Consider the following 17,962-nt stretch of genomic DNA (forward strand, 5'->3'; position numbering starts at 1 on the left):
AAGGCAAAACATTCTGTTAACATGCGCTCAATTTGTCGTCAAGCGAATGCGCCGACGGAGATCACAGGTTGTTGAATTTGGGAGGAAAGCCAGTCCCCTCTCCCCAAAGGGGCGAGGGTGAAAGGCGGCACCGAGCGGTCCCCTCTCCCTTCCAGGGAGAGGGTTAGGGTGAGGGTAAAAAATTACTGCCACCCGTACCGACGCGCATAGAATCCTTTCACCATCTGTGTCAGCACCATATAGCCCGCGAGGATTGCCACCAGCCACGGGAAGTAGCTCAGAGGCAGCGCCTGCAGCTGCAGGTAGCCTGCCAGCGGCGAGAACGGCAGCGCGATGCCGAGCGCCATCACAATCCCCGTCATCACAATCAGCGGCCACGCGGCGCGGCTCTGGATGAACGGAATGCGGCGGGTGCGGATCATATGCACAATCAGCGTCTGCGACAGCAGACCCACCACGAACCAGCCGGACTGGAACAGCGTCTGGTGTTCCGGGGTGTTGGCATGGAATACAAACCACATCAGGCAGAAGGTCAGGATGTCGAAGATGGAGCTGATCGGCCCAAAGAACAGCATAAAGCGCCCCAGATCCGCCGGGTTCCAGTGCTGCGGCTTCTGGATCTGCTCGTCGTCCACGTTATCAAACGGGATCGCCACCTGAGACACGTCGTACATCAGGTTCTGGATCAGCAGATGCAGCGGCAGCATCGGCAGGAACGGCAGAAACGCGCTCGCCACCAGCACGCTGAAGACGTTACCGAAGTTGGAGCTGGCGGTCATTTTGATGTACTTGAGCATGTTGGCAAAGGTGCGGCGTCCTTCGATCACGCCCTCCTCCAGCACCATCAGGCTCTTTTCCAGCAGGATAATATCCGCCGCCTCGCGGGCAATATCCACCGCGCCGTCCACGGAGATACCTATATCCGCCGCACGCAGCGCGGGCGCGTCGTTGATGCCGTCGCCCATAAAGCCCACCACGTGCCCTTCGCGCTTGAGCAGGGTGACGATGCGCTCTTTGTGCATCGGCGTCAGGCGGGCAAACAGCGTGGTACGCTGGGCAAGCTTCGCCAGTTCGTCATCGGACAGGTGCTCAATATCGCTCCCCACCACCACGTCGCCCGCGTCCAGCCCCACTTCATGGCATACTTTGGCCGCCACCAGCTCGCTGTCACCGGTGAGAATTTTGACGGTAATACCGCTCGCCTTCAGCGCCTTCAGCGCCGGCGCGGTGGTCTCTTTCGGCGGATCGAGGAAGGCGATGTAGCCCTCGAGGATCAGATCGGATTCGTCGATACGCTGATAGTCACCCTCGCGCGCGGGCAGGAACTTGCTCGCGACCGCCACCACGCGCAGCCCCTGACGGTTCAGGTTGTCGGTGACGCGCTTGATGCGGCGCAGCATGGTGTCGTCCAGCGGCACGATGTCGCCGTTATAGCGAACCTGCGTCGACACGTTGAGGATCTCCTGCAGCGCCCCTTTGCAGATCAGCTGATGCACGTCCGTCTGCTCGCTCACCACCACCGACATGCGGCGGCGCTCGAAGTCGAACGGGATCTCATCCACCTTCTGCCAGCGGCCGGAGAGCGTGCGGGCGGATTCCTCATCCACCCCTTCCAGCACTGCGACGTCGAGCAGGTTTTTCAGCCCGGTCTGGTAATGGCTGTTCAGCCACGCGCTGTGCAGGACGCGCTCGCTGGTTTTGCCGGAGATATCGGTGTGGTTCTCCAGCACGATTTTGTCCTGCGTCAGGGTGCCGGTTTTATCGGTGCAGAGGATGTCCATCGCGCCAAAGTTTTGAATGGCGTCGAGGTGTTTGACGATCACTTTCTGTTTAGAGAGCTTCACCGCCCCGCGCGCCAGCGTGGAGGTGACAATCATCGGCAGCATTTCAGGTGTTAAGCCAACGGCCACGGAGAGCGCAAACAGGGCCGCCTCCCACCAGTCGCCTTTGGTGTAGCCGTTGATCAGCAGCACGATTGGCGTCATCACCATCATAAAGCGGATCAGCAGCATGCTGACGCGGCCAATCCCTTTCTGGAAGGCGTTTGGCTCGCTCTCCTGCTCGCTGACGCGCCCGGCAAGCTGTCCAAACCAGGTGTCGCCCCCGGTGGCGGTGACAATCGCCTGCGCGGTGCCGCTGACCACCGTGGTGCCCATAAAGCACAGGGTATCGCACTCGAGCGGGTTCATCTGCTGCGGGTCGCGGCTGCGCGCCACCTTTTCAACAGGCAGGGATTCGCCGGTCAGCGAGGCCTGCGCGACGAAAAGATCGCGCGCCTGGATGATGCGTAAATCCGCCGGGATCATGTCCCCCGCGGCCAGCTTCACCAGATCGCCCGGCACCAGCTGGTCGATAGGCAGTTCCACCCAGGCATTTTCGCCGAGATCGTTAATCACGCGCGAGACGGTCGCGGTGTTGCTGACCATCGCCTTCAGGGCATCCGCCGCTTTGGTGGAGCGGGCCTCCTGAATAAAGTTCAGCAGCGTGGAGATACCCACCATCAGAGCGATCACCCCTGCGGCAAACAGATCTTCCGTCGCGTAAGAGATAAGGCCGAGCACGGTCAGCAGCAGGTTGAACGGGTTGCGGTAGCAGAGCCACAGGTGCACCCACCACGGAGACGGCTTTTGCGCCGGGATCTGGTTATCGCCGTGCACGGCGCGGATTTTTTCCACTTCGGCCGCGTTTAGCCCTTCCGGGTGTCCGCCGAACGCGCGCCAGACTTCGTTTTCATCCATCGCCGCCACGTTCAGGCAGCGTTCGGTCAGGGACGTGGGGATCGCCGCCCCCGCCATGTTTTTGGCGTTTGGCAGCGGGTCGCGCTGAACAAGACGGTGTGGCAGGTGGCGGCTCAGCAGGGCCTGCAGCTGCCGGGTGATATTTTTAAACATAGGCATTCCTCCGCATCCGCAGGGGCGGACGCAGCATTTCCTTCAGGCGTGGCAAGGCCGTACCTGAGAGGCACTTAATTTTTCAAGCAGGAACGTTTAAGACGCTACTGCCTCACGCCGGTGAGACAGCAACAAGGCTGGCTTACCGGAAAGAACGTTTTCTCCCGCTCAGGAGAGGTGTGGGATCGGGATCCATGTGGCCTCCGGTAAGTAAAAAGTAGGGTGTCGCCGCGCAGTATAGGGATTTAAGCGTACCCTTTGTGACGATTCGGGCGGTATTATACCCCCCTGCAAATAAACCGAACGTAAACCAGACTTTGCCCATAGCGAAATCGCGCTATAGCATTAGGCTCAATTCACTACATTGTCGTTGTTACAGGGAATACAGCATGCAGAACCGCCTAACGATTAAAGACATCGCACGTTTAAGCGGCGTGGGGAAATCGACCGTCTCACGCGTGCTGAACAACGAAAGCGGCGTCAGCGAACGCACCCGCGAGCGCGTTGAGGCGGTCATGAATCAACACGGTTTTTCCCCTTCCCGCTCCGCGCGCGCCATGCGCGGGCAGAGTGACAAGGTGGTCGCCATTATTGTTTCGCGTCTGGATTCTCTGTCTGAAAATCTCGCCGTGCAGACCATGCTGCCCGCCTTCTACGAGCAGGGGTATGATCCGATCATGATGGAGAGTCAGTTCTCTGTGCAGCTGGTTGAAGAGCATCTGGGCATGCTCCAGCGGCGCAACATTGATGGCGTGGTGCTGTTCGGTTTTACCGGCATTAAAGACGAGATGCTGAAACCCTGGCAGCCTTCGCTGGTGCTGCTGGCGCGCGATGCCCACGGCTTTGCCTCCGTCTGCTATGACGACGAGGGCGCGATTATCACCCTGATGCAGCGCCTGTTTGACGAAGGCCATCGCCACATCAGCTTCCTCGGCGTCCCGCACGCGGACGTCACCACCGGCAAGCGCCGTCATGAGGCCTATCTGGCCTTTTGCAAAAAGCACAATCTCTCCGCCGTGGCCTCTCTCCCGGGGCTGGGCATGAAGCAGGGCTACGAGCAGGTCGCCAGCGTTCTGACGCCGCAGACCACGGCGCTGGTGTGCGCCACGGATACCCTGGCGCTGGGTGCCAGCAAATATCTGCAGGAACAGCGCATCGATAATCTGCAGGTGGCGAGCGTCGGCAGCACGCCGCTGATGAAGTTCCTGCACCCGGAGATCATCACCGTCGATCCGGGCTACGCCGAGTCCGGCAGACAGGCCGCCGCGCAGCTGATCGAGCAGATAAACGGGCGCGCAGACCCGCGTCAGATCGTCATTCCCGCTCACCTTTCGTAACCCCTCTAAAACAGATTATTGTGATCTTCGCCTGATTTCGGGAACGTTCCCATTTTCGCCGTCACGCTGAAGGAGTAGGCTTGCGCTCAGGTCATTACACCCCCTCACCATCTGTCATGAGGTTTCATGATGAGTAAAGTCAAACAAGCAGATATCGATCGGCTGATCGTCCTGGTCGGCGGACGCGAAAACATCGCTACCGTCAGCCATTGCATTACCCGCCTGCGCTTCGTGCTGAACGAGCCGGCCAAAGCCAACCCAAAGGCCATTGAAGAACTTTCCATGGTCAAAGGCTGCTTCACCAACGCCGGGCAGTTCCAGGTCGTTATTGGTACCGAAGTGGGCGATTACTATCAGGCTCTGCTGGCGACAACCGGGCACTCTTCTGCCGATAAAGAGCAGGCGAAGAAGGCCGCGCGCCAGAATATGAAGTGGCACGAGCAGCTGATTTCCCACTTCGCGGAAATTTTCTTCCCGCTGCTGCCCGCGCTGATCAGCGGGGGCTTAATCTTAGGCTTCCGTAACGTCATCGGCGATGTGCCGATGAGCGACGGCAAAACCCTGGCGCAGATGTATCCGGCGCTGAAAACCGTTTACGATTTCCTGTGGCTGATTGGCGAGGCGATCTTCTTCTATCTGCCGGTCGGGATTTGCTGGTCCGCGGTGCGCAAGATGGGCGGCACGCCGATTCTCGGTATCGTGCTGGGCGTCACGCTGGTCTCTCCGCAGTTAATGAACGCTTACTTACTTGGTCAGCAGGTGCCTGAAGTGTGGAACTTCGGCCTGTTTACCATCGCCAAAGTGGGCTATCAGGCGCAGGTCATTCCGGCATTACTGGCCGGTCTGGCACTGGGCTTTATTGAAACGCGCCTGAAACGCATCGTGCCCGATTACCTCTATCTGGTGGTGGTGCCGGTCTGCTCGCTGATCCTGGCGGTGTTCCTGGCGCACGCCTTTATCGGTCCGTTTGGCCGCATGATCGGCGACGGCGTGGCCTTCGCGGTGCGTCACCTGATGACCGGCAGCTTCGCGCCAGTCGGTGCCGCGCTGTTTGGCTTCCTGTACGCCCCGCTGGTGATCACCGGCGTGCACCAGACCACGCTGGCTATCGACATGCAGATGATCCAGAGCCTCGGCGGCACGCCGGTCTGGCCGATTATCGCCCTGTCTAACATTGCGCAGGCGTCGGCAGTTACCGGCATCATCATCGTCAGCCGCAAGCATAACGAGCGTGAGATCTCCGTTCCGGCGGCCATCTCTGCTTACCTCGGCGTCACCGAACCGGCGATGTACGGTATCAACCTGAAATACCGCTTCCCGATGCTCTGCGCGATGATCGGTTCCGGTCTGGCGGGCCTGGTGTGCGGTCTGAACGGCGTGATGGCGAACGGGATTGGCGTCGGCGGCCTGCCGGGCATCCTCTCCATCCAGCCCGCTTACTGGCAGGTGTTTGCCCTGGCGATGGCCATCGCGATCATCGTCCCAATGGCGCTCACCACCGTGGTTTACCAGCGTAAGTTCCGTCAGGGCTCGCTGCAGATTGTTTAACTTCTTCTTTCGGGGCGCAGTTGCGCCCCTTCGCATTTGCAGGAACGCACTATGAATACCCTTCCTCACTGGTGGCAGAACGGCGTCATCTATCAGATTTACCCAAAGAGCTTCCAGGACACCACCGGCAGCGGCACCGGCGATCTGCGCGGCGTGACGCAGCGTCTGGACTACCTGAAAACCCTCGGCATCGACGCCATCTGGCTGACGCCATTTTATATCTCCCCGCAGGTGGATAACGGCTACGACGTGGCGAATTACACCGCCATCGATCCGGCCTACGGTACGCTGGATGATTTCGACGAGCTGGTTGCCCGGGCGCACGAGCGCGGCATTCGCATCGTGCTGGATATGGTGTTTAACCACACCTCCACGCAGCACGCCTGGTTCCGCGAATCGCTGAACAAAGCGAGCCCGTACCGCCAGTTCTACATCTGGCGCGACGGCACGCCGGAGCAGCTTCCCAACAACTGGCGCTCCAAGTTTGGCGGCAACGCCTGGCGCTGGCACGCCGAGAGCGAGCAGTATTACCTGCACCTGTTCGCTCCGGAGCAGGCGGATCTCAACTGGGAAAACCCTGAAGTGCGCGCCGAGCTGAAAAAGGTATGCGAGTTCTGGGCCGATCGCGGCGTGGACGGCCTGCGTCTCGACGTGATTAACCTGATTTCAAAAGACCAGGATTTCCCGGACGACAACATCGGAGACGGCCGCCGCTTCTACACCGACGGGCCGCGCGTTCACGAATATCTGCAGGAGATGAGCCGCGACGTCTTCACCCCACGCAACCTGATGACGGTGGGCGAGATGTCCTCGACCTCGCTGGAGAACTGCCAGCAGTACGCCTCGCTCGACGGACGCGAGCTGTCGATGACCTTTAACTTCCACCACCTGAAGGTGGACTACCCCGGCGGCGAAAAATGGACGAAGGCGAAGCCGGACTTCGTGGCGCTGAAAACCCTCTTCCGCCACTGGCAGCAGGGGATGCACAACAGGGCCTGGAACGCGCTGTTCTGGTGTAACCACGATCAGCCGCGCATCGTGTCGCGCTTTGGTGACGAAGGAGAATACCGCGTTCAGGCCGCGAAGATGCTCGGCATGGTGCTGCACGGCATGCAGGGCACGCCGTATATCTACCAGGGCGAAGAGCTGGGGATGACCAACCCGCACTTCAGCCGCATTACCGACTATCGCGACGTGGAGAGCCTGAACATGTTTGCGGAACTGCGGGCCAGCGGCCGCGAGCCGGATGAACTGCTGGCGATTCTGGCGAGTAAGTCTCGTGATAACGGTCGAACCCCAATGCAGTGGGACGCCTCGCACAATGCGGGCTTTACCGAGGGCGAGCCGTGGATTGGCGTCTGCGATAACTACGAAACCGTGAACGCCCGCGCGGCGCTGGACGACCCGGATTCGGTGTTCTACACCTACCGGTCGCTGATTAGCCTGCGCAAAACCCTGCCGGTGCTGACGTGGGGAGATTATGAAGATCTCCTGCCGGAACATCCTTCTCTTTGGTGCTACCGTCTTCAGTGGCAGGGGCAGACGCTGATAGTGGCGGCAAACCTGAGTCCTACGCCTCAGGAATGGCAGACAGACGCTCTCAGCGATAAGTCGCAGATGCTGATGAGTAACTACCCGGCACCGCAAACGACGTCGCTCCGTCCGTTTGAAGCCGTCTGGTGGCTGCAGCAGTAACCGTCCTGCCGGGTGCAGCCCTGCACCCGGCTTATTTTACTGTTTTTGTTGAATAATTAATCAGATTTTTCTCGCTCGCCTTTACAATCGCTGAAGCGCCCGCCGTTTGTACTCTCGTCTTTTTACTTTGTTCTGCATCAAATAAAACGCAAACATGTTTGATGCAAATCACTATATGTAGCACTTAAAATGCACGCCGACCCAACATCTTGTATTTATCGTCTACTATTCCAACAACAAGACGGCGCTTACGCTGGCCGGAATTGTGGATAACACGAGCTGGGCACGCGGGAAGTCTTTGGCCCGGCGGGGAATACGCCCGGTGAATACTTCTCCACCTCTGTGGATAACCTGTTTTCAAAAAATGGAGTGATCATGACACCGCATGTGATGAAACGTGATGGCTGTAAAGTGCCGTTTAAATCAGAGCGCATCCAGGAAGCCATTCTGCGTGCAGCTAAAGCAGCGGGAGTCGATGACGCAGATTACTGCGCCACCGTCGCAGAAGTCGTTAGCAGCCAGATGAACGAACGCAGCCAGGTTGATATCAACGAGATCCAGACCGCGGTTGAGAACCAGCTGATGGCGGGGCCTTACAAACAGCTGGCGCGCGCCTACATTGAGTACCGTCACGATCGTGACGTGCAGCGTGAGAAGCGCGGTCGTCTGAACCAGGAAATCCGTGGCCTGGTGGAGCAGACCAACTCCGCCCTGCTCAATGAAAACGCCAATAAAGACAGCAAAGTGATCCCGACCCAGCGCGACCTGCTGGCCGGTATCGTCGCCAAACACTATGCCCGTCAGCATCTGCTGCCGCGCGACGTGGTGTCGGCGCACGAGCGCGGTGAAATTCACTACCACGATCTCGACTATTCGCCGTTCTTCCCGATGTTCAACTGCATGCTGATCGACCTGAAGGGCATGCTGACCCACGGTTTTAAAATGGGTAACGCCGAGATTGAACCGCCTAAGTCGATCTCCACGGCCACCGCCGTCACCGCGCAGATTATCGCTCAGGTCGCCAGCCATATTTATGGCGGCACCACGATTAACCGCATTGATGAAGTGCTGGCCCCGTTCGTGACGGCAAGCTTCAACAAGCATCGTAAAACGGCCGAAGAGTGGCAGATCCCGGACGCCGACGGCTATGCGCACTCCCGCACCGAGAAAGAGTGCTACGACGCCTTCCAGTCGCTGGAGTATGAGGTAAACACGCTGCACACCGCCAACGGCCAGACGCCGTTTGTGACCTTCGGTTTTGGTCTGGGCACCAGCTGGGAATCGCGCCTGATCCAGCAGTCCATCCTGCGCAACCGCATTTCCGGCCTCGGCAAAAACCGCAAAACCGCGGTGTTCCCGAAACTGGTATTCGCTATCCGCGACGGCCTGAACCACAAGTTTGGCGATCCGAACTACGACATCAAACAGCTGGCGCTGGAGTGCGCGAGCAAGCGCATGTACCCGGACATCCTGAACTACGATCAGGTCGTCAAAGTGACCGGTTCATTTAAAACGCCAATGGGCTGCCGCAGCTTCCTCGGCGTGTACGAAGATGAAAACGGCGAGCAGATCCACGACGGGCGCAACAACCTGGGCGTCATCAGCCTTAACCTGCCGCGCATCGCGCTGGAGGCGAAAGGGAATGAAGCGGAATTCTGGACGCTGCTGGACGAGCGCCTGCAGCTGGCGCGTAAGGCACTGATGACCCGCATTGCGCGCCTTGAAGGGGTGAAAGCCCGCGTGGCGCCGATCCTTTATATGGAAGGGGCCTGCGGCGTGCGCCTGAAGGCGGACGATGACGTGTCTGAGATCTTCAAAAACGGTCGCGCGTCCATTTCGCTGGGCTATATCGGCATTCACGAGACCATCAACGCATTGGCTGGCGACACGCATATGTACGACAGCGAGGCCCTGCGTGAGAAAGGCATCGCGATTGTTCAGCGCCTGCGCGACGCGGTAGACCAGTGGAAAGAGGAAACCGGCTACGGGTTTAGCCTCTACAGCACGCCGAGCGAGAACCTGTGCGACCGCTTCTGCCGTCTGGACACCGCCGAGTTCGGGATTGTGGAAGGCGTGACCGACAAAGGGTATTACACCAACAGCTTCCACCTCGACGTGGAGAAAAAGGTGACCCCGTACGACAAGATCGACTTCGAAGCGGCGTATCCGCCGATCGCCAGCGGCGGGTTCATCTGCTACGGCGAGTATCCGAACATTCAGCACAACCTGAAGGCGCTGGAAGACGTGTGGGATTACAGCTATCAGCACGTGCCGTATTACGGAACCAACACGCCAATCGACGAGTGCTACGAGTGCGGCTTTACCGGTGAGTTCGAATGTACGAGCAAAGGCTTCACCTGCCCGAAATGCGGCAACCACGATGCGGCCCGCGTCTCCGTGACCCGTCGCGTGTGCGGCTATCTCGGCAGCCCGGACGCGCGTCCGTTTAACGCCGGCAAGCAGGAAGAGGTGAAGCGTCGCGTGAAGCATTTGGGGAATGGGCAGATCGGGTAAGTTCTGCGCAGGGTTCTCCCCCCTCACCCTACCCCTCTCCCTGTGGGAGAGGGTCGGGGTGAGGGCATCAGCGCGCACACATTCTCTGGACATTTTCTATGCGATACCATCAATACTACCCCGTCGACATCGTCAACGGCCCCGGCACCCGCTGCACCCTGTTTGTTTCAGGCTGCGTCCACGAATGCCCCGGCTGCTATAACAAAAGCACCTGGCGCTTAAATTCCGGCATGCCGTTCACCGCCGAAATGGAAGACCGGATCGTCAACGACCTGAACGATACGCGCATCAAACGCCAGGGGATTTCGCTCTCCGGCGGCGACCCCCTGCACCCGCAAAACGTGCCGGATATCCTGAAGCTGGTGAAGCGCATTCGCCGCGAATGTGCAGGCAAAGATATTTGGGTCTGGACGGGTTATAAGCTGGATGAGCTGAACGCGCAGCAAATGGAAGTGGTGGATCTGATTAACGTCCTGGTCGACGGCAAGTTTGTGCAGGATTTAAAAGATCCGGCTCTGATTTGGCGCGGCAGCAGTAACCAGGTAGTGCATCATTTGCGGTGATAGCTAAAGCCGTTTGTTTGCATCATGATAAACGGCTGATTTCTCTCTCTTACCGATAGCGATAACAAATACCGTTACAACGTTGTCCTGAACCTGATAGACCAAACGATAACCCTGCGATCTGAGTTTTATTTTGTAGCAATCCGGTAGACCATGCAGGCGGGCCGATTCGACCCTGGGATTCACCAACACCTCCGCAAGTTTCTTCTTAAACTGGTCTTTTACAGTCTCCCCCAGCTTGCTCCACTCCTTTAACGCCCTCGGATCAAATGCCAGTTCATAAGTCATCCAGACTAACCTTAATTCCCTTTTGCGGATTCGCCAGTCGCTCCCGGACCGTCTGTATCAGCGCATCTTCACTGTCGCTAATCGTGACCGTTTTCACCGGCATACGTCCCGTCTCCGCGACGTACTGAAACAGTAATCGCACGGCTTCCGTTGGGGTGATATTGAGTTTTTCCAGCACGGCATAAGCCTCGTTTTTGAGTTTGTCATCCAGACGGACGTTCAGCGTGGCCATTATGCCTCCGGTAAAATCGAATTTGTAATGCAGTTTAGCATTACATTCGCATTACATCGAATTCTGGATAACGCCTCTCAAAACCGGCTCAAACTCTCCATCGCCACCGCCTTAAACCCGGCAAAATCTCCGCAGCTACAGAGCCGCGACATCGCCCGTTCACGCAGGAAGGTGACGAAGATATCGTAAATCGCCATCGCCTCTTCGTATTCGCTTTTGCTGATGGCGAGCAGGAAGATGACGTGCGCGGTTTCGTCGCCCCACTGGACGCCGTGCGGGGCTAGCACGGTATAGACTACCGTTTTCTGCGCCAGCAGGCCGAGGGAGTGCGGCAGCGCAATACCGTCGCCGAGCATGGTGCTGACGATGGCTTCACGCTCGACGACCGAATCCAGAAACTCCGCGCCAACGAAACCTTCGCCTTCAAGCTGCGCGCACAGCTCGCGGAACAGCGTTTGCTGGTCAACGGGCTTGTCGAGAATGCGGAAATGGGCCGCGTCGAAGTATTTATCCAGCATCCACGGGCGGGTGCGGTCCACCAGCACCAGCTTGCCGATCTGCTCTAACTGGTAATCGGTCGGGAACGGGGCGATCGTCACCACCGGCTTAGACTTTTCGCTCACGCGGGCTGTGGCGATCACGAAGTCTTCGCCGATAGAGTCGGCCAATTCGTACTCGCGTAGGGTGAGGGTTCGCGTCACCTCAATCTGCGGGTATTTACGCTGCAGCACCGCTTCAATCATGCGGACCATGGCATTCCCGGCGTCGCACACCAGCAGCACGCGCGGCTGGCGCTGGTAGCCGATGTTGTAATGGCGCTCCAGCCCGACGCCGATATGCAGCACCAGGAAGCCGATCTCGTTTTCGCTGATCACATACGGCGTGTATTTTCCCCAGCTCGATACCGCCGCGAGGGTCATATCCCACGCCATCGGGTAGTGCTGCTTGATGTTATCCAGCAGCGGGTTGGGGATCATGATTTGATACCGCACGCGGGTGATCATCGTCTTGATGTGCGTGAGCAGGTCCGCGTGCAGCTGCTCGTCGCTGAGCAGGTTGTAGTTATAGTGGGTGTTGATATAGCGCAGGATGTAGTTGACCAGCGCTTCGTCGTCATCCGCGTTAATTGCGCTCGGGGCAATCTCCTGGATCTGCCGCGCCGCAATGTGCACGCAGAGCCAGCTCTCCTCCGAAGGTGAAAGCGCTTTGCCCGCCAGCTGCTGGATAGTAACGGCGATATCCTTCGCCGCCTCGCGCACGTTCTCTTCCACGTCTTCGGCATGGAATTCCGGCAGCGGATAGCCCTCGCTGATGCGCCGCACCGACACCGCGCAGTACAGGCGCAGGAACAGTTCGCCTTCATCGGTCAGACGGATGTGATGACGCGTCAGCGCCTCGTGCAGCACAGGCACCATCTGCTCCACCACGCCTGCATTCAGCGCCACGTCGGTCACCAGCGGGTTCAGGCTGTCCTGCTGCGCCAGCTCCCAGAGCAGATCGGTCAGGCAGGCGCGGGTCGACATCTCGCTGCCAAACAGCTTCATGCCGTGGCGCGGACGCGTTTCCAGCGTCAGGTTGTAGCGGTGAAACCACTCGCGCACTTCGGCCATGTCGCTTTGCAGCGTGGCGCGGCTGACGAACCACTCGTCAGCCAGATCCTCGAGCTTAAGAGAAAATGCCGAGGTGAGAAAACGCACCACCAGATAGTGCACGCGCTCCGGCCCGGTCCGGGGAATACGCAGCGCGCGCGGGTGGGATGCCTGCAGCTGCTGGTAGCGCTGGGCATCATCAATTTTGAGCTGGTAGCCGTTGCCCCGGCTCAATATAAACTGCGCGCCGTGGCCTGCCAGCAGCGCGTTCAGGGCGGTGATATCGGCACGGACGGTTCTCGTGGAGACCGACAGCCGCTGCGCCAGCTCGTCCTGCGGCAGCGTCTCGTTTTGCAACAGATCGAACAGTTGCGCTAAACGTTGGTTCGGAAATCGCACGGGTTTGTCCTCTTACGGCTTAAGGTGAAATGACCATCTGGGATGGGCTGCCGACCGGTGTGTAGTCTGGCTCGAAGCTCAATTTGCCGTCCTGCGCCACGCGGAAACGGGTAATGTTGTCGCTGCGCTGGTTCATGACGTACAGCCAGCGCCCCTGCTTATCAAGCGTCAGGGTGCGCGGGTAGTCGCCGCGCGTCCACACGTCGTCCTGATGCGTCAGCGTGCCCTCCGCTGTTACGGTAAAGTGCCCGATGCTGTTATGCAAACGGTTAGCCACATACAGCTGTTTACCGTCGGCGCTTAATGCGAGCCCGGCAGCAAAGCTGGTGCCTTTGTAACCTTCCGGCAGGGCTGAAAGCGTTTTGCCCTCTTTTAAGGTGCCGTTGGCGCTCACGGTATAATGGGTGAGCGTAGATGCCTCTTCGTTAATCAGCCACAGGGCATCGCCTTTTGGCGTAAAGACAAAGTGGCGCGGCCCGGCGCCTTTTGAGGAGGCGCTGATAAACGGCGGATCGTTCGGCGTCAGCTTCCCTGTTCGATCGTCAAAACGGTACTGGTAGAGGCGATCCAGCCCAAGATCGGTGGAAAAGACGTATTTCCCGCTCGGATCGGCGGCGATCATGTGCGCGTGGGGGCCGTTATGATCGCTGATGGCAAAGCTGCCCTCCGCTGCCGCTTCCGGCTTCGCCGCGCCCGGCTCGCCCTGATCCTGATGCTTATCCGTCGCCTCACCCAGGCTGCCGTCTGCTTTAACGGGCAGCACTGCGATAGATCCGCTGACGTAGTTCGCCACCAGCAGATGGCGACCGTTCGGCGTCAGGGAAAGATACACCGGCCCCGCGCCGCCGGAGGCCACCTGATTCAGCTCGCTCAGCGCGCCGTTATCCCCCACCCTCAGCGCCTGCACCACGCCCTGCTCCACTTCGCTTGCCAGATAGAGCGTTTTTCCGTCGTGCGAGACGGCCAGCTGCGCAGCGTTCGGCAGCTTGCTCACCAGCGTTTTATTCGCCAGCGCGCCGCTTTGCGGGTCAACGGTAAAGCGGTACAGCCCTTCGCCGTTGGGGTTGTAGGTGCCCACCCAGGCGTACTGCGTCTGGGCGATGGCGGCGGTGGCGAACATTGAGAGTGAAGCAACAAGCAGGGTACGGGTGTGCATGGTGGCTCCTTTATATTTGTGCGGTTTGTTTTCCCTCACCCCGGCCCTCTCCCAAAGGGAGAGGGTTAGGGTGAGGGCAGATACTACTTCACCAGCTTCTTCGTCATCGCAAGCAGCGTACGCACGTCTTCCGGGCGCGTATCGCCGCTGGCTTTGTCGATAATCGAGCTGTAGATATGCGGGATGATTTTACTCACGCCCGCGTCGAGGGCGATCTGCAGGATCTCCTCATAATTTTCCAGATCGATACCCCCGGTCGGCTCCAGCCAGAAGTCGTGACGGGCGCAGGCTTCCGCCACCGCTTTGTACTCGTCACGGCACTTCAGGCCGCCCATCGGGAAGTATTTGATGGAGCTGCCGCCGAAATCCTTCAGCAGGGCAATCGCGGTTTCAACCGGTACGATGCCGTCCGGCGCGTTACTGCTCAGCGGTCCGGTGGAGATTTTGACCATGCCCACGGTGCCGGTCGGAGAGACCAGACCGTTAACCACCGATTCATTCTGCCCCAGCAGCGCGCGGCTGGTGGCCACGCCGGTGAAGACCTGGTTGACGTGCTGCGGCTGCACCTGACGGGAGATTTCACTCACCATAGCAGACTGGTTCGGATCCCCGGCGCCGAGGCCTACGGAGAGTGCGTTATCAATCAGCGCGGCATATTCACGCATATCGGCAACGGCGCTCGCCACGTCCGGGTAATTTTTGGAGAGCACGCCCACCAGCACGTGACCTTCCGCCGCCTCGTAAATGGCGCTGGCGTTGGCTTTCGATCCTGCCAGCACGTTCAGGCAGACGCGGTCACGGTAAAAGTTGGGGGTCAGTTTCATGCTTTTTTCTCCTGTCCTAATACTTCGCTAATGCGGCGGTACACGATGTTCAGCTGGTCAGCGTTCACGCTGCGCACGTCCGCCTCGATAATCCCTTCGTTGGCCTTGTAGCCACGGAAGTAAATGGCGTATTCCCCCTGTTTCAGCTTCGCCACCAGATCGCCCGTGCCGACGCCCGTTGCGGCTTCGTCGAACTTAATCTCTGTACGGGCGATATCGCGACCGGCGCTGTCCCAGACCACGCGAGCGGTCACGCCGTTCAGGGTATTGAGCGCGTCGATAAACGGCGTCATCTTCGCCACCATCTCGGCCCCGCTCTCTTTGGTCGCCGTCAGGTAGTGTTCGATGGCGCAGGTCAGGCCAAGAATGCCCTCCTTGCCCACTTTCATGGCGCGGCCAATGCCCGCGGTCTGGCGCTTCACCCATTCAACGTACTGGGTTTTGCCGATCACCAGCCCGCTGGTTGGGCCTTCAATCGCCTTCGCGCCGCTGTAGATCACCAGATCGGCGCCGGATCGGTAGTACGCGTGCAGATCTTCTTCCGCCGCCGCATCGACGATCAGCGGGAGATCGTGCTTGCGCGCCACAACCGCCGCCTGCTCGACGCTGAGCATGCTTTTCTGCACGCAGTGGTGAGATTTGATGTAGAGGATCGCCGCGGTGCGCGGAGTGATCGCCGCCGCCAGCTGATCGGCAGAGCATTCGTTGGCGTAGCCCGCCTCCACCAGCTTGCCGCCGCCCAGCGCCACCATGGTGCCCACCGGCGCGCCAAAGTTCACGTTGTGGCCTTTCGGCAGGACGATTTCGTTGTTCTCAATCGGAGTCACATGCAGGTTTTCCAGCAGCCAGTCGCTGTCTTTCACCAGCACCGCCGCCACGGACTGGGCAATGCCCGCCGACGCGCAGGAGACCACCGTCGCGCCTTCCACATCCAGCAGCTTCGCGATGTATTCCCCGGTTTTGTTGACCAGATCCTTCATCTCGAAATAGTGATTCATGCCGTCCATCGCCGCCTGCACCACTTCCGGGCGCGGCGTGGAAACGCCCAGCGCCGTCATGCGGCCAGAGGTGTTGATAACCTGCTTTAAGTTGTACTTCTCATAAATCGAAGGCATGTTCCGTGCTCCCTTGTTCGGTCATGTAGCCCTTGCCCGCGCGGATCGCGGCAAGCGGCACCAGAATGTGTTCAGCCTGCAGGCTGTCGTTTTCAGCATCCGTCAGCACCGTCGGCTGGCGTTTGAGCGTGAACAGCGTCAGGTCGGCGTCGAGACCCGGCTGGATGCGGCCCTTGCGCGCAAGGCGCAGGCCGTCGGCGGCGTTCGCGGTCACGCAGTCAATCACCTGCGGCAGCGACATGCCGATGGCCAGGAATTTAGACATTACGCTTGCCAGCGAGCCCACCGGGCCGTTGATGCGGTTGCGGCAGTAGATATCCGAGCTGATGGTGTGCGGCAGAATGCCCATCGCGATGGCGCGTTTCGCCACCTCAAAGCTGAAGCTCGCCGTGCCGTGGCCGACGTCCAGACGCACGCCGCGCTTCAGGGCGGAGGTGATGGAGGCGCGCAGCTCGCCGGAGGGCGTCAGAATGCGGTTGGGCTTGCCGTTGTAGCAGTGGGTGATGATGTCGCCGGAGCTCAGCAGCTCGGCAATTTCGTCGAGGTTCGGCGGGTTGTTGCCAATATGCACCATCAGCGGCAGGTCGCCGTTCTCTTTCTGAATGGCTTTCGCCCGCTCCAGCGGCGTAATGCCGTTTTCACCGACCACGCTGCTGCTCATGCGCGCCTTCAGGCCGACGATAAAATCAGGGTGGCGCTTCACCGCCTGCTTCACCGCGTCGGCATCAATATTCGCCATGTTGGCCAGCTCGTTTTGAGCGATCAGCCCCACGCGGGAGATGTTCAGCAGGGCAAACACCTCGGTAGAGGCCCTGCGGGTGATGTCGTAGAAATCGTCCACGTCGTCGGCACCGGTACTGCCCGCGTCCACCACGGAGGTGACGCCGGTAGCAATGCCCACGCTGTCGGGCTCGTCGTGGTAAATCGGGGAGTTCGGGTAGCAGTGAACGTGGGAGTCAATCCAGCCTGCGCTGACGAACACGTCGCCGTTCAGCTCAACCGTTTTATGCGCGGGGGCGTTAATCTCGCCCAGCTCCGCGATCTTCCCGTCCTGAATGGCGATATCGGTCAGGGTATCGTCGGCAAGGCGCGCACGGCGCAGGAGTAAATCAAACATGAGGATCTCCTGATAAGGCGGGCGCCTGAGCGCCCGCGGGTATTAAAGGGCGACCGGGAACAGCCAGCCCAACAGCATTGCGCCGAGAATGGCGCCACCGGTGATCGGCTTCTGCCAGATGTAGAACACCAGCGCACCCAGCAGGGAACCGACGCCGATAGGAATGGAGGCGGTCATGGCGCTGAGGATAATCAACGGCCCGAGGAAGCGGCCGGAGGCGTTACCCGCGCCCATCATTACGTCTGCACCGTAGGTAGAGTTGCTCTGGTTGATGGTGAACTTACGCGCCAGGATGATGACGTAGCCAATCGCCAGACCAATCACCAGGCCGGTAATTAGCGCGGCAATGAAGTTGGTCACCGGGAACATGATGCCCGCGCCCAGCAGCAGCGCCGGAACGCCGAGGCCCACGCCGGTCTGGATCGCACCGCCGATATCGAGAATCCCCACCAGCGAGCCTTCGATAATACGGGCGAACAGGAAGCTCGCGCCAAATGCCGCCACCGCGCCGTAGACGCCGGTATCTATCCCCGCTTTCAGCATCGCCACGAAGGCCACTTCGTTAAACGCACCGATGCCGTAGAGGTAGTACATGTGCGTCCCGGCGAAGACGCCGGAGGAGAGCAGGCCAACGAAGATCGGGAACGACCAGTCGGCATACCAAAAACCTTTATTCTGTTCCATTTAGAGGCTC

General features: G+C 59.5%; 14 protein-coding genes. 5 read left to right on the forward strand and 9 right to left on the reverse strand.

The genetic code is table 11. The features are described from left to right. Positions 1 to 182 precede the first annotated feature (182 nt). The gene (mgtA, locus tag DFO52_RS20105) at positions 183 to 2,891 is read right to left on the reverse strand and encodes a magnesium-translocating P-type ATPase (RefSeq protein WP_133551074.1); all 2,709 of its coding nucleotides are present in this window, start codon (positions 2,889 to 2,891) and stop codon (positions 183 to 185) included. 389 nt (positions 2,892 to 3,280) lie between these two features. Here mgtA and treR point away from each other — a divergent pair, with 389 nt between their 5' ends. From treR to nrdG, 5 genes are all read left to right on the forward strand, one after another. Continuing rightward, a complete protein-coding gene (gene treR, locus DFO52_RS20110; protein ID WP_133551075.1) occupies positions 3,281 to 4,228 on the forward strand; it encodes a trehalose operon repressor TreR in 948 nt (315 codons plus the stop codon). A 129-nt stretch (positions 4,229 to 4,357) separates the two neighbouring features. After that, positions 4,358 to 5,776: a PTS trehalose transporter subunit IIBC gene (gene treB, locus DFO52_RS20115; protein WP_133551108.1), complete on the forward strand. Its 1,419-nt coding sequence runs from the start codon at positions 4,358 to 4,360 to the stop codon at positions 5,774 to 5,776. Between the two features lie 51 nt (positions 5,777 to 5,827). Next, on the forward strand, positions 5,828 to 7,471 hold the full coding sequence (gene treC / locus DFO52_RS20120) for an alpha,alpha-phosphotrehalase (protein ID WP_133551076.1): 1,644 nt from the start codon (positions 5,828 to 5,830) through the stop codon (positions 7,469 to 7,471). A gap of 375 nt (positions 7,472 to 7,846) precedes the next feature. Next, a complete protein-coding gene (gene nrdD / locus DFO52_RS20125; protein WP_133551077.1) occupies positions 7,847 to 9,985 on the forward strand; it encodes an anaerobic ribonucleoside-triphosphate reductase in 2,139 nt (712 codons plus the stop codon). Between the two features lie 98 nt (positions 9,986 to 10,083). Then, positions 10,084 to 10,548, forward strand: coding sequence for an anaerobic ribonucleoside-triphosphate reductase-activating protein (gene nrdG / locus DFO52_RS20130; RefSeq protein WP_047646504.1), 465 nt, complete (start codon positions 10,084 to 10,086; stop codon positions 10,546 to 10,548). Between the two features lie 3 nt (positions 10,549 to 10,551). On the opposite strand, the gene DFO52_RS20135 is transcribed toward nrdG, so the two are convergent. The 8 genes from DFO52_RS20135 to DFO52_RS20170 all read right to left on the reverse strand — a co-directional run bounded on the left by DFO52_RS20135 (position 10,552) and on the right by DFO52_RS20170 (position 17,952). Beyond that, on the reverse strand, positions 10,552 to 10,836 hold the full coding sequence (locus tag DFO52_RS20135) for a type II toxin-antitoxin system RelE/ParE family toxin (RefSeq protein ID WP_054829936.1): 285 nt from the start codon (positions 10,834 to 10,836) through the stop codon (positions 10,552 to 10,554). Then, the gene (locus DFO52_RS20140; RefSeq protein WP_008501400.1) at positions 10,826 to 11,068 is read right to left on the reverse strand and encodes a type II toxin-antitoxin system RelB/DinJ family antitoxin; all 243 of its coding nucleotides are present in this window, start codon (positions 11,066 to 11,068) and stop codon (positions 10,826 to 10,828) included. Before DFO52_RS20140 ends, DFO52_RS20135 begins: the two co-directional genes overlap by 11 nt. A 77-nt stretch (positions 11,069 to 11,145) precedes the next feature. Further along, positions 11,146 to 13,056, reverse strand: coding sequence for a PRD domain-containing protein (locus tag DFO52_RS20145; protein ID WP_133551078.1), 1,911 nt, complete (start codon positions 13,054 to 13,056; stop codon positions 11,146 to 11,148). Positions 13,057 to 13,075: 19 nt separating this feature from the next. Continuing rightward, the gene (locus DFO52_RS20150; RefSeq protein WP_133551079.1) at positions 13,076 to 14,212 is read right to left on the reverse strand and encodes a lactonase family protein; all 1,137 of its coding nucleotides are present in this window, start codon (positions 14,210 to 14,212) and stop codon (positions 13,076 to 13,078) included. A gap of 83 nt (positions 14,213 to 14,295) precedes the next feature. Further along, positions 14,296 to 15,036 carry a KDGP aldolase family protein gene (locus tag DFO52_RS20155; protein WP_029739262.1) on the reverse strand — a complete coding sequence of 247 codons (741 nt, stop codon included), beginning with the start codon at positions 15,034 to 15,036 and terminating at the stop codon, positions 14,296 to 14,298. Further along, positions 15,033 to 16,151, reverse strand: a complete 1,119-nt coding sequence (locus DFO52_RS20160; RefSeq protein ID WP_029739261.1) for a DgaE family pyridoxal phosphate-dependent ammonia lyase — start codon at positions 16,149 to 16,151, stop codon at positions 15,033 to 15,035. Before DFO52_RS20160 ends, DFO52_RS20155 begins: the two co-directional genes overlap by 4 nt. Further along, positions 16,135 to 17,268 (reverse strand): amidohydrolase/deacetylase family metallohydrolase, encoded by a 1,134-nt coding sequence (locus tag DFO52_RS20165; RefSeq protein WP_133551080.1) that lies wholly within the window; start codon positions 17,266 to 17,268, stop codon positions 16,135 to 16,137. The genes DFO52_RS20160 and DFO52_RS20165 overlap by 17 nt, the downstream gene beginning before the upstream one ends. 42 nt (positions 17,269 to 17,310) lie before the next feature. Next, a complete protein-coding gene (locus tag DFO52_RS20170; protein WP_023310183.1) occupies positions 17,311 to 17,952 on the reverse strand; it encodes a DUF4310 family protein in 642 nt (213 codons plus the stop codon). Between the last annotated feature and the right edge of the window lie 10 nt (positions 17,953 to 17,962).

It is taken from the genome of Enterobacter sp. AG326, assembly GCF_004362415.1.
Taxonomy (GTDB): Bacteria; Pseudomonadota; Gammaproteobacteria; order Enterobacterales; family Enterobacteriaceae; genus Enterobacter; species Enterobacter asburiae.

Bases quoted from the DNA above. Each gene is read 5' to 3' on its own strand.
- DFO52_RS20140 (WP_008501400.1), bottom strand. From the start codon at position 11,068: ATGGCCACGCTGAACGTCCGTCTGGATGACAAACTCAAAAACGAGGCT.
- DFO52_RS20150 (WP_133551079.1), bottom strand. From the start codon at position 14,212: ATGCACACCCGTACCCTGCTTGTTGCTTCACTCTCAATGTTCGCCACC.
- DFO52_RS20135 (WP_054829936.1), bottom strand. From the start codon at position 10,836: ATGACTTATGAACTGGCATTTGATCCGAGGGCGTTAAAGGAGTGGAGC.
- treB (WP_133551108.1), top strand. From the start codon at position 4,358: ATGAGTAAAGTCAAACAAGCAGATATCGATCGGCTGATCGTCCTGGTC.
- DFO52_RS20170 (WP_023310183.1), bottom strand. From the start codon at position 17,952: ATGGAACAGAATAAAGGTTTTTGGTATGCCGACTGGTCGTTCCCGATC.
- DFO52_RS20165 (WP_133551080.1), bottom strand. From the start codon at position 17,268: ATGTTTGATTTACTCCTGCGCCGTGCGCGCCTTGCCGACGATACCCTG.
- treC (WP_133551076.1), top strand. From the start codon at position 5,828: ATGAATACCCTTCCTCACTGGTGGCAGAACGGCGTCATCTATCAGATT.
- mgtA (WP_133551074.1), bottom strand. From the start codon at position 2,891: ATGTTTAAAAATATCACCCGGCAGCTGCAGGCCCTGCTGAGCCGCCAC.
- nrdD (WP_133551077.1), top strand. From the start codon at position 7,847: ATGACACCGCATGTGATGAAACGTGATGGCTGTAAAGTGCCGTTTAAA.
- DFO52_RS20155 (WP_029739262.1), bottom strand. From the start codon at position 15,036: ATGAAACTGACCCCCAACTTTTACCGTGACCGCGTCTGCCTGAACGTG.
- nrdG (WP_047646504.1), top strand. From the start codon at position 10,084: ATGCGATACCATCAATACTACCCCGTCGACATCGTCAACGGCCCCGGC.
- DFO52_RS20160 (WP_029739261.1), bottom strand. From the start codon at position 16,151: ATGCCTTCGATTTATGAGAAGTACAACTTAAAGCAGGTTATCAACACC.
- treR (WP_133551075.1), top strand. From the start codon at position 3,281: ATGCAGAACCGCCTAACGATTAAAGACATCGCACGTTTAAGCGGCGTG.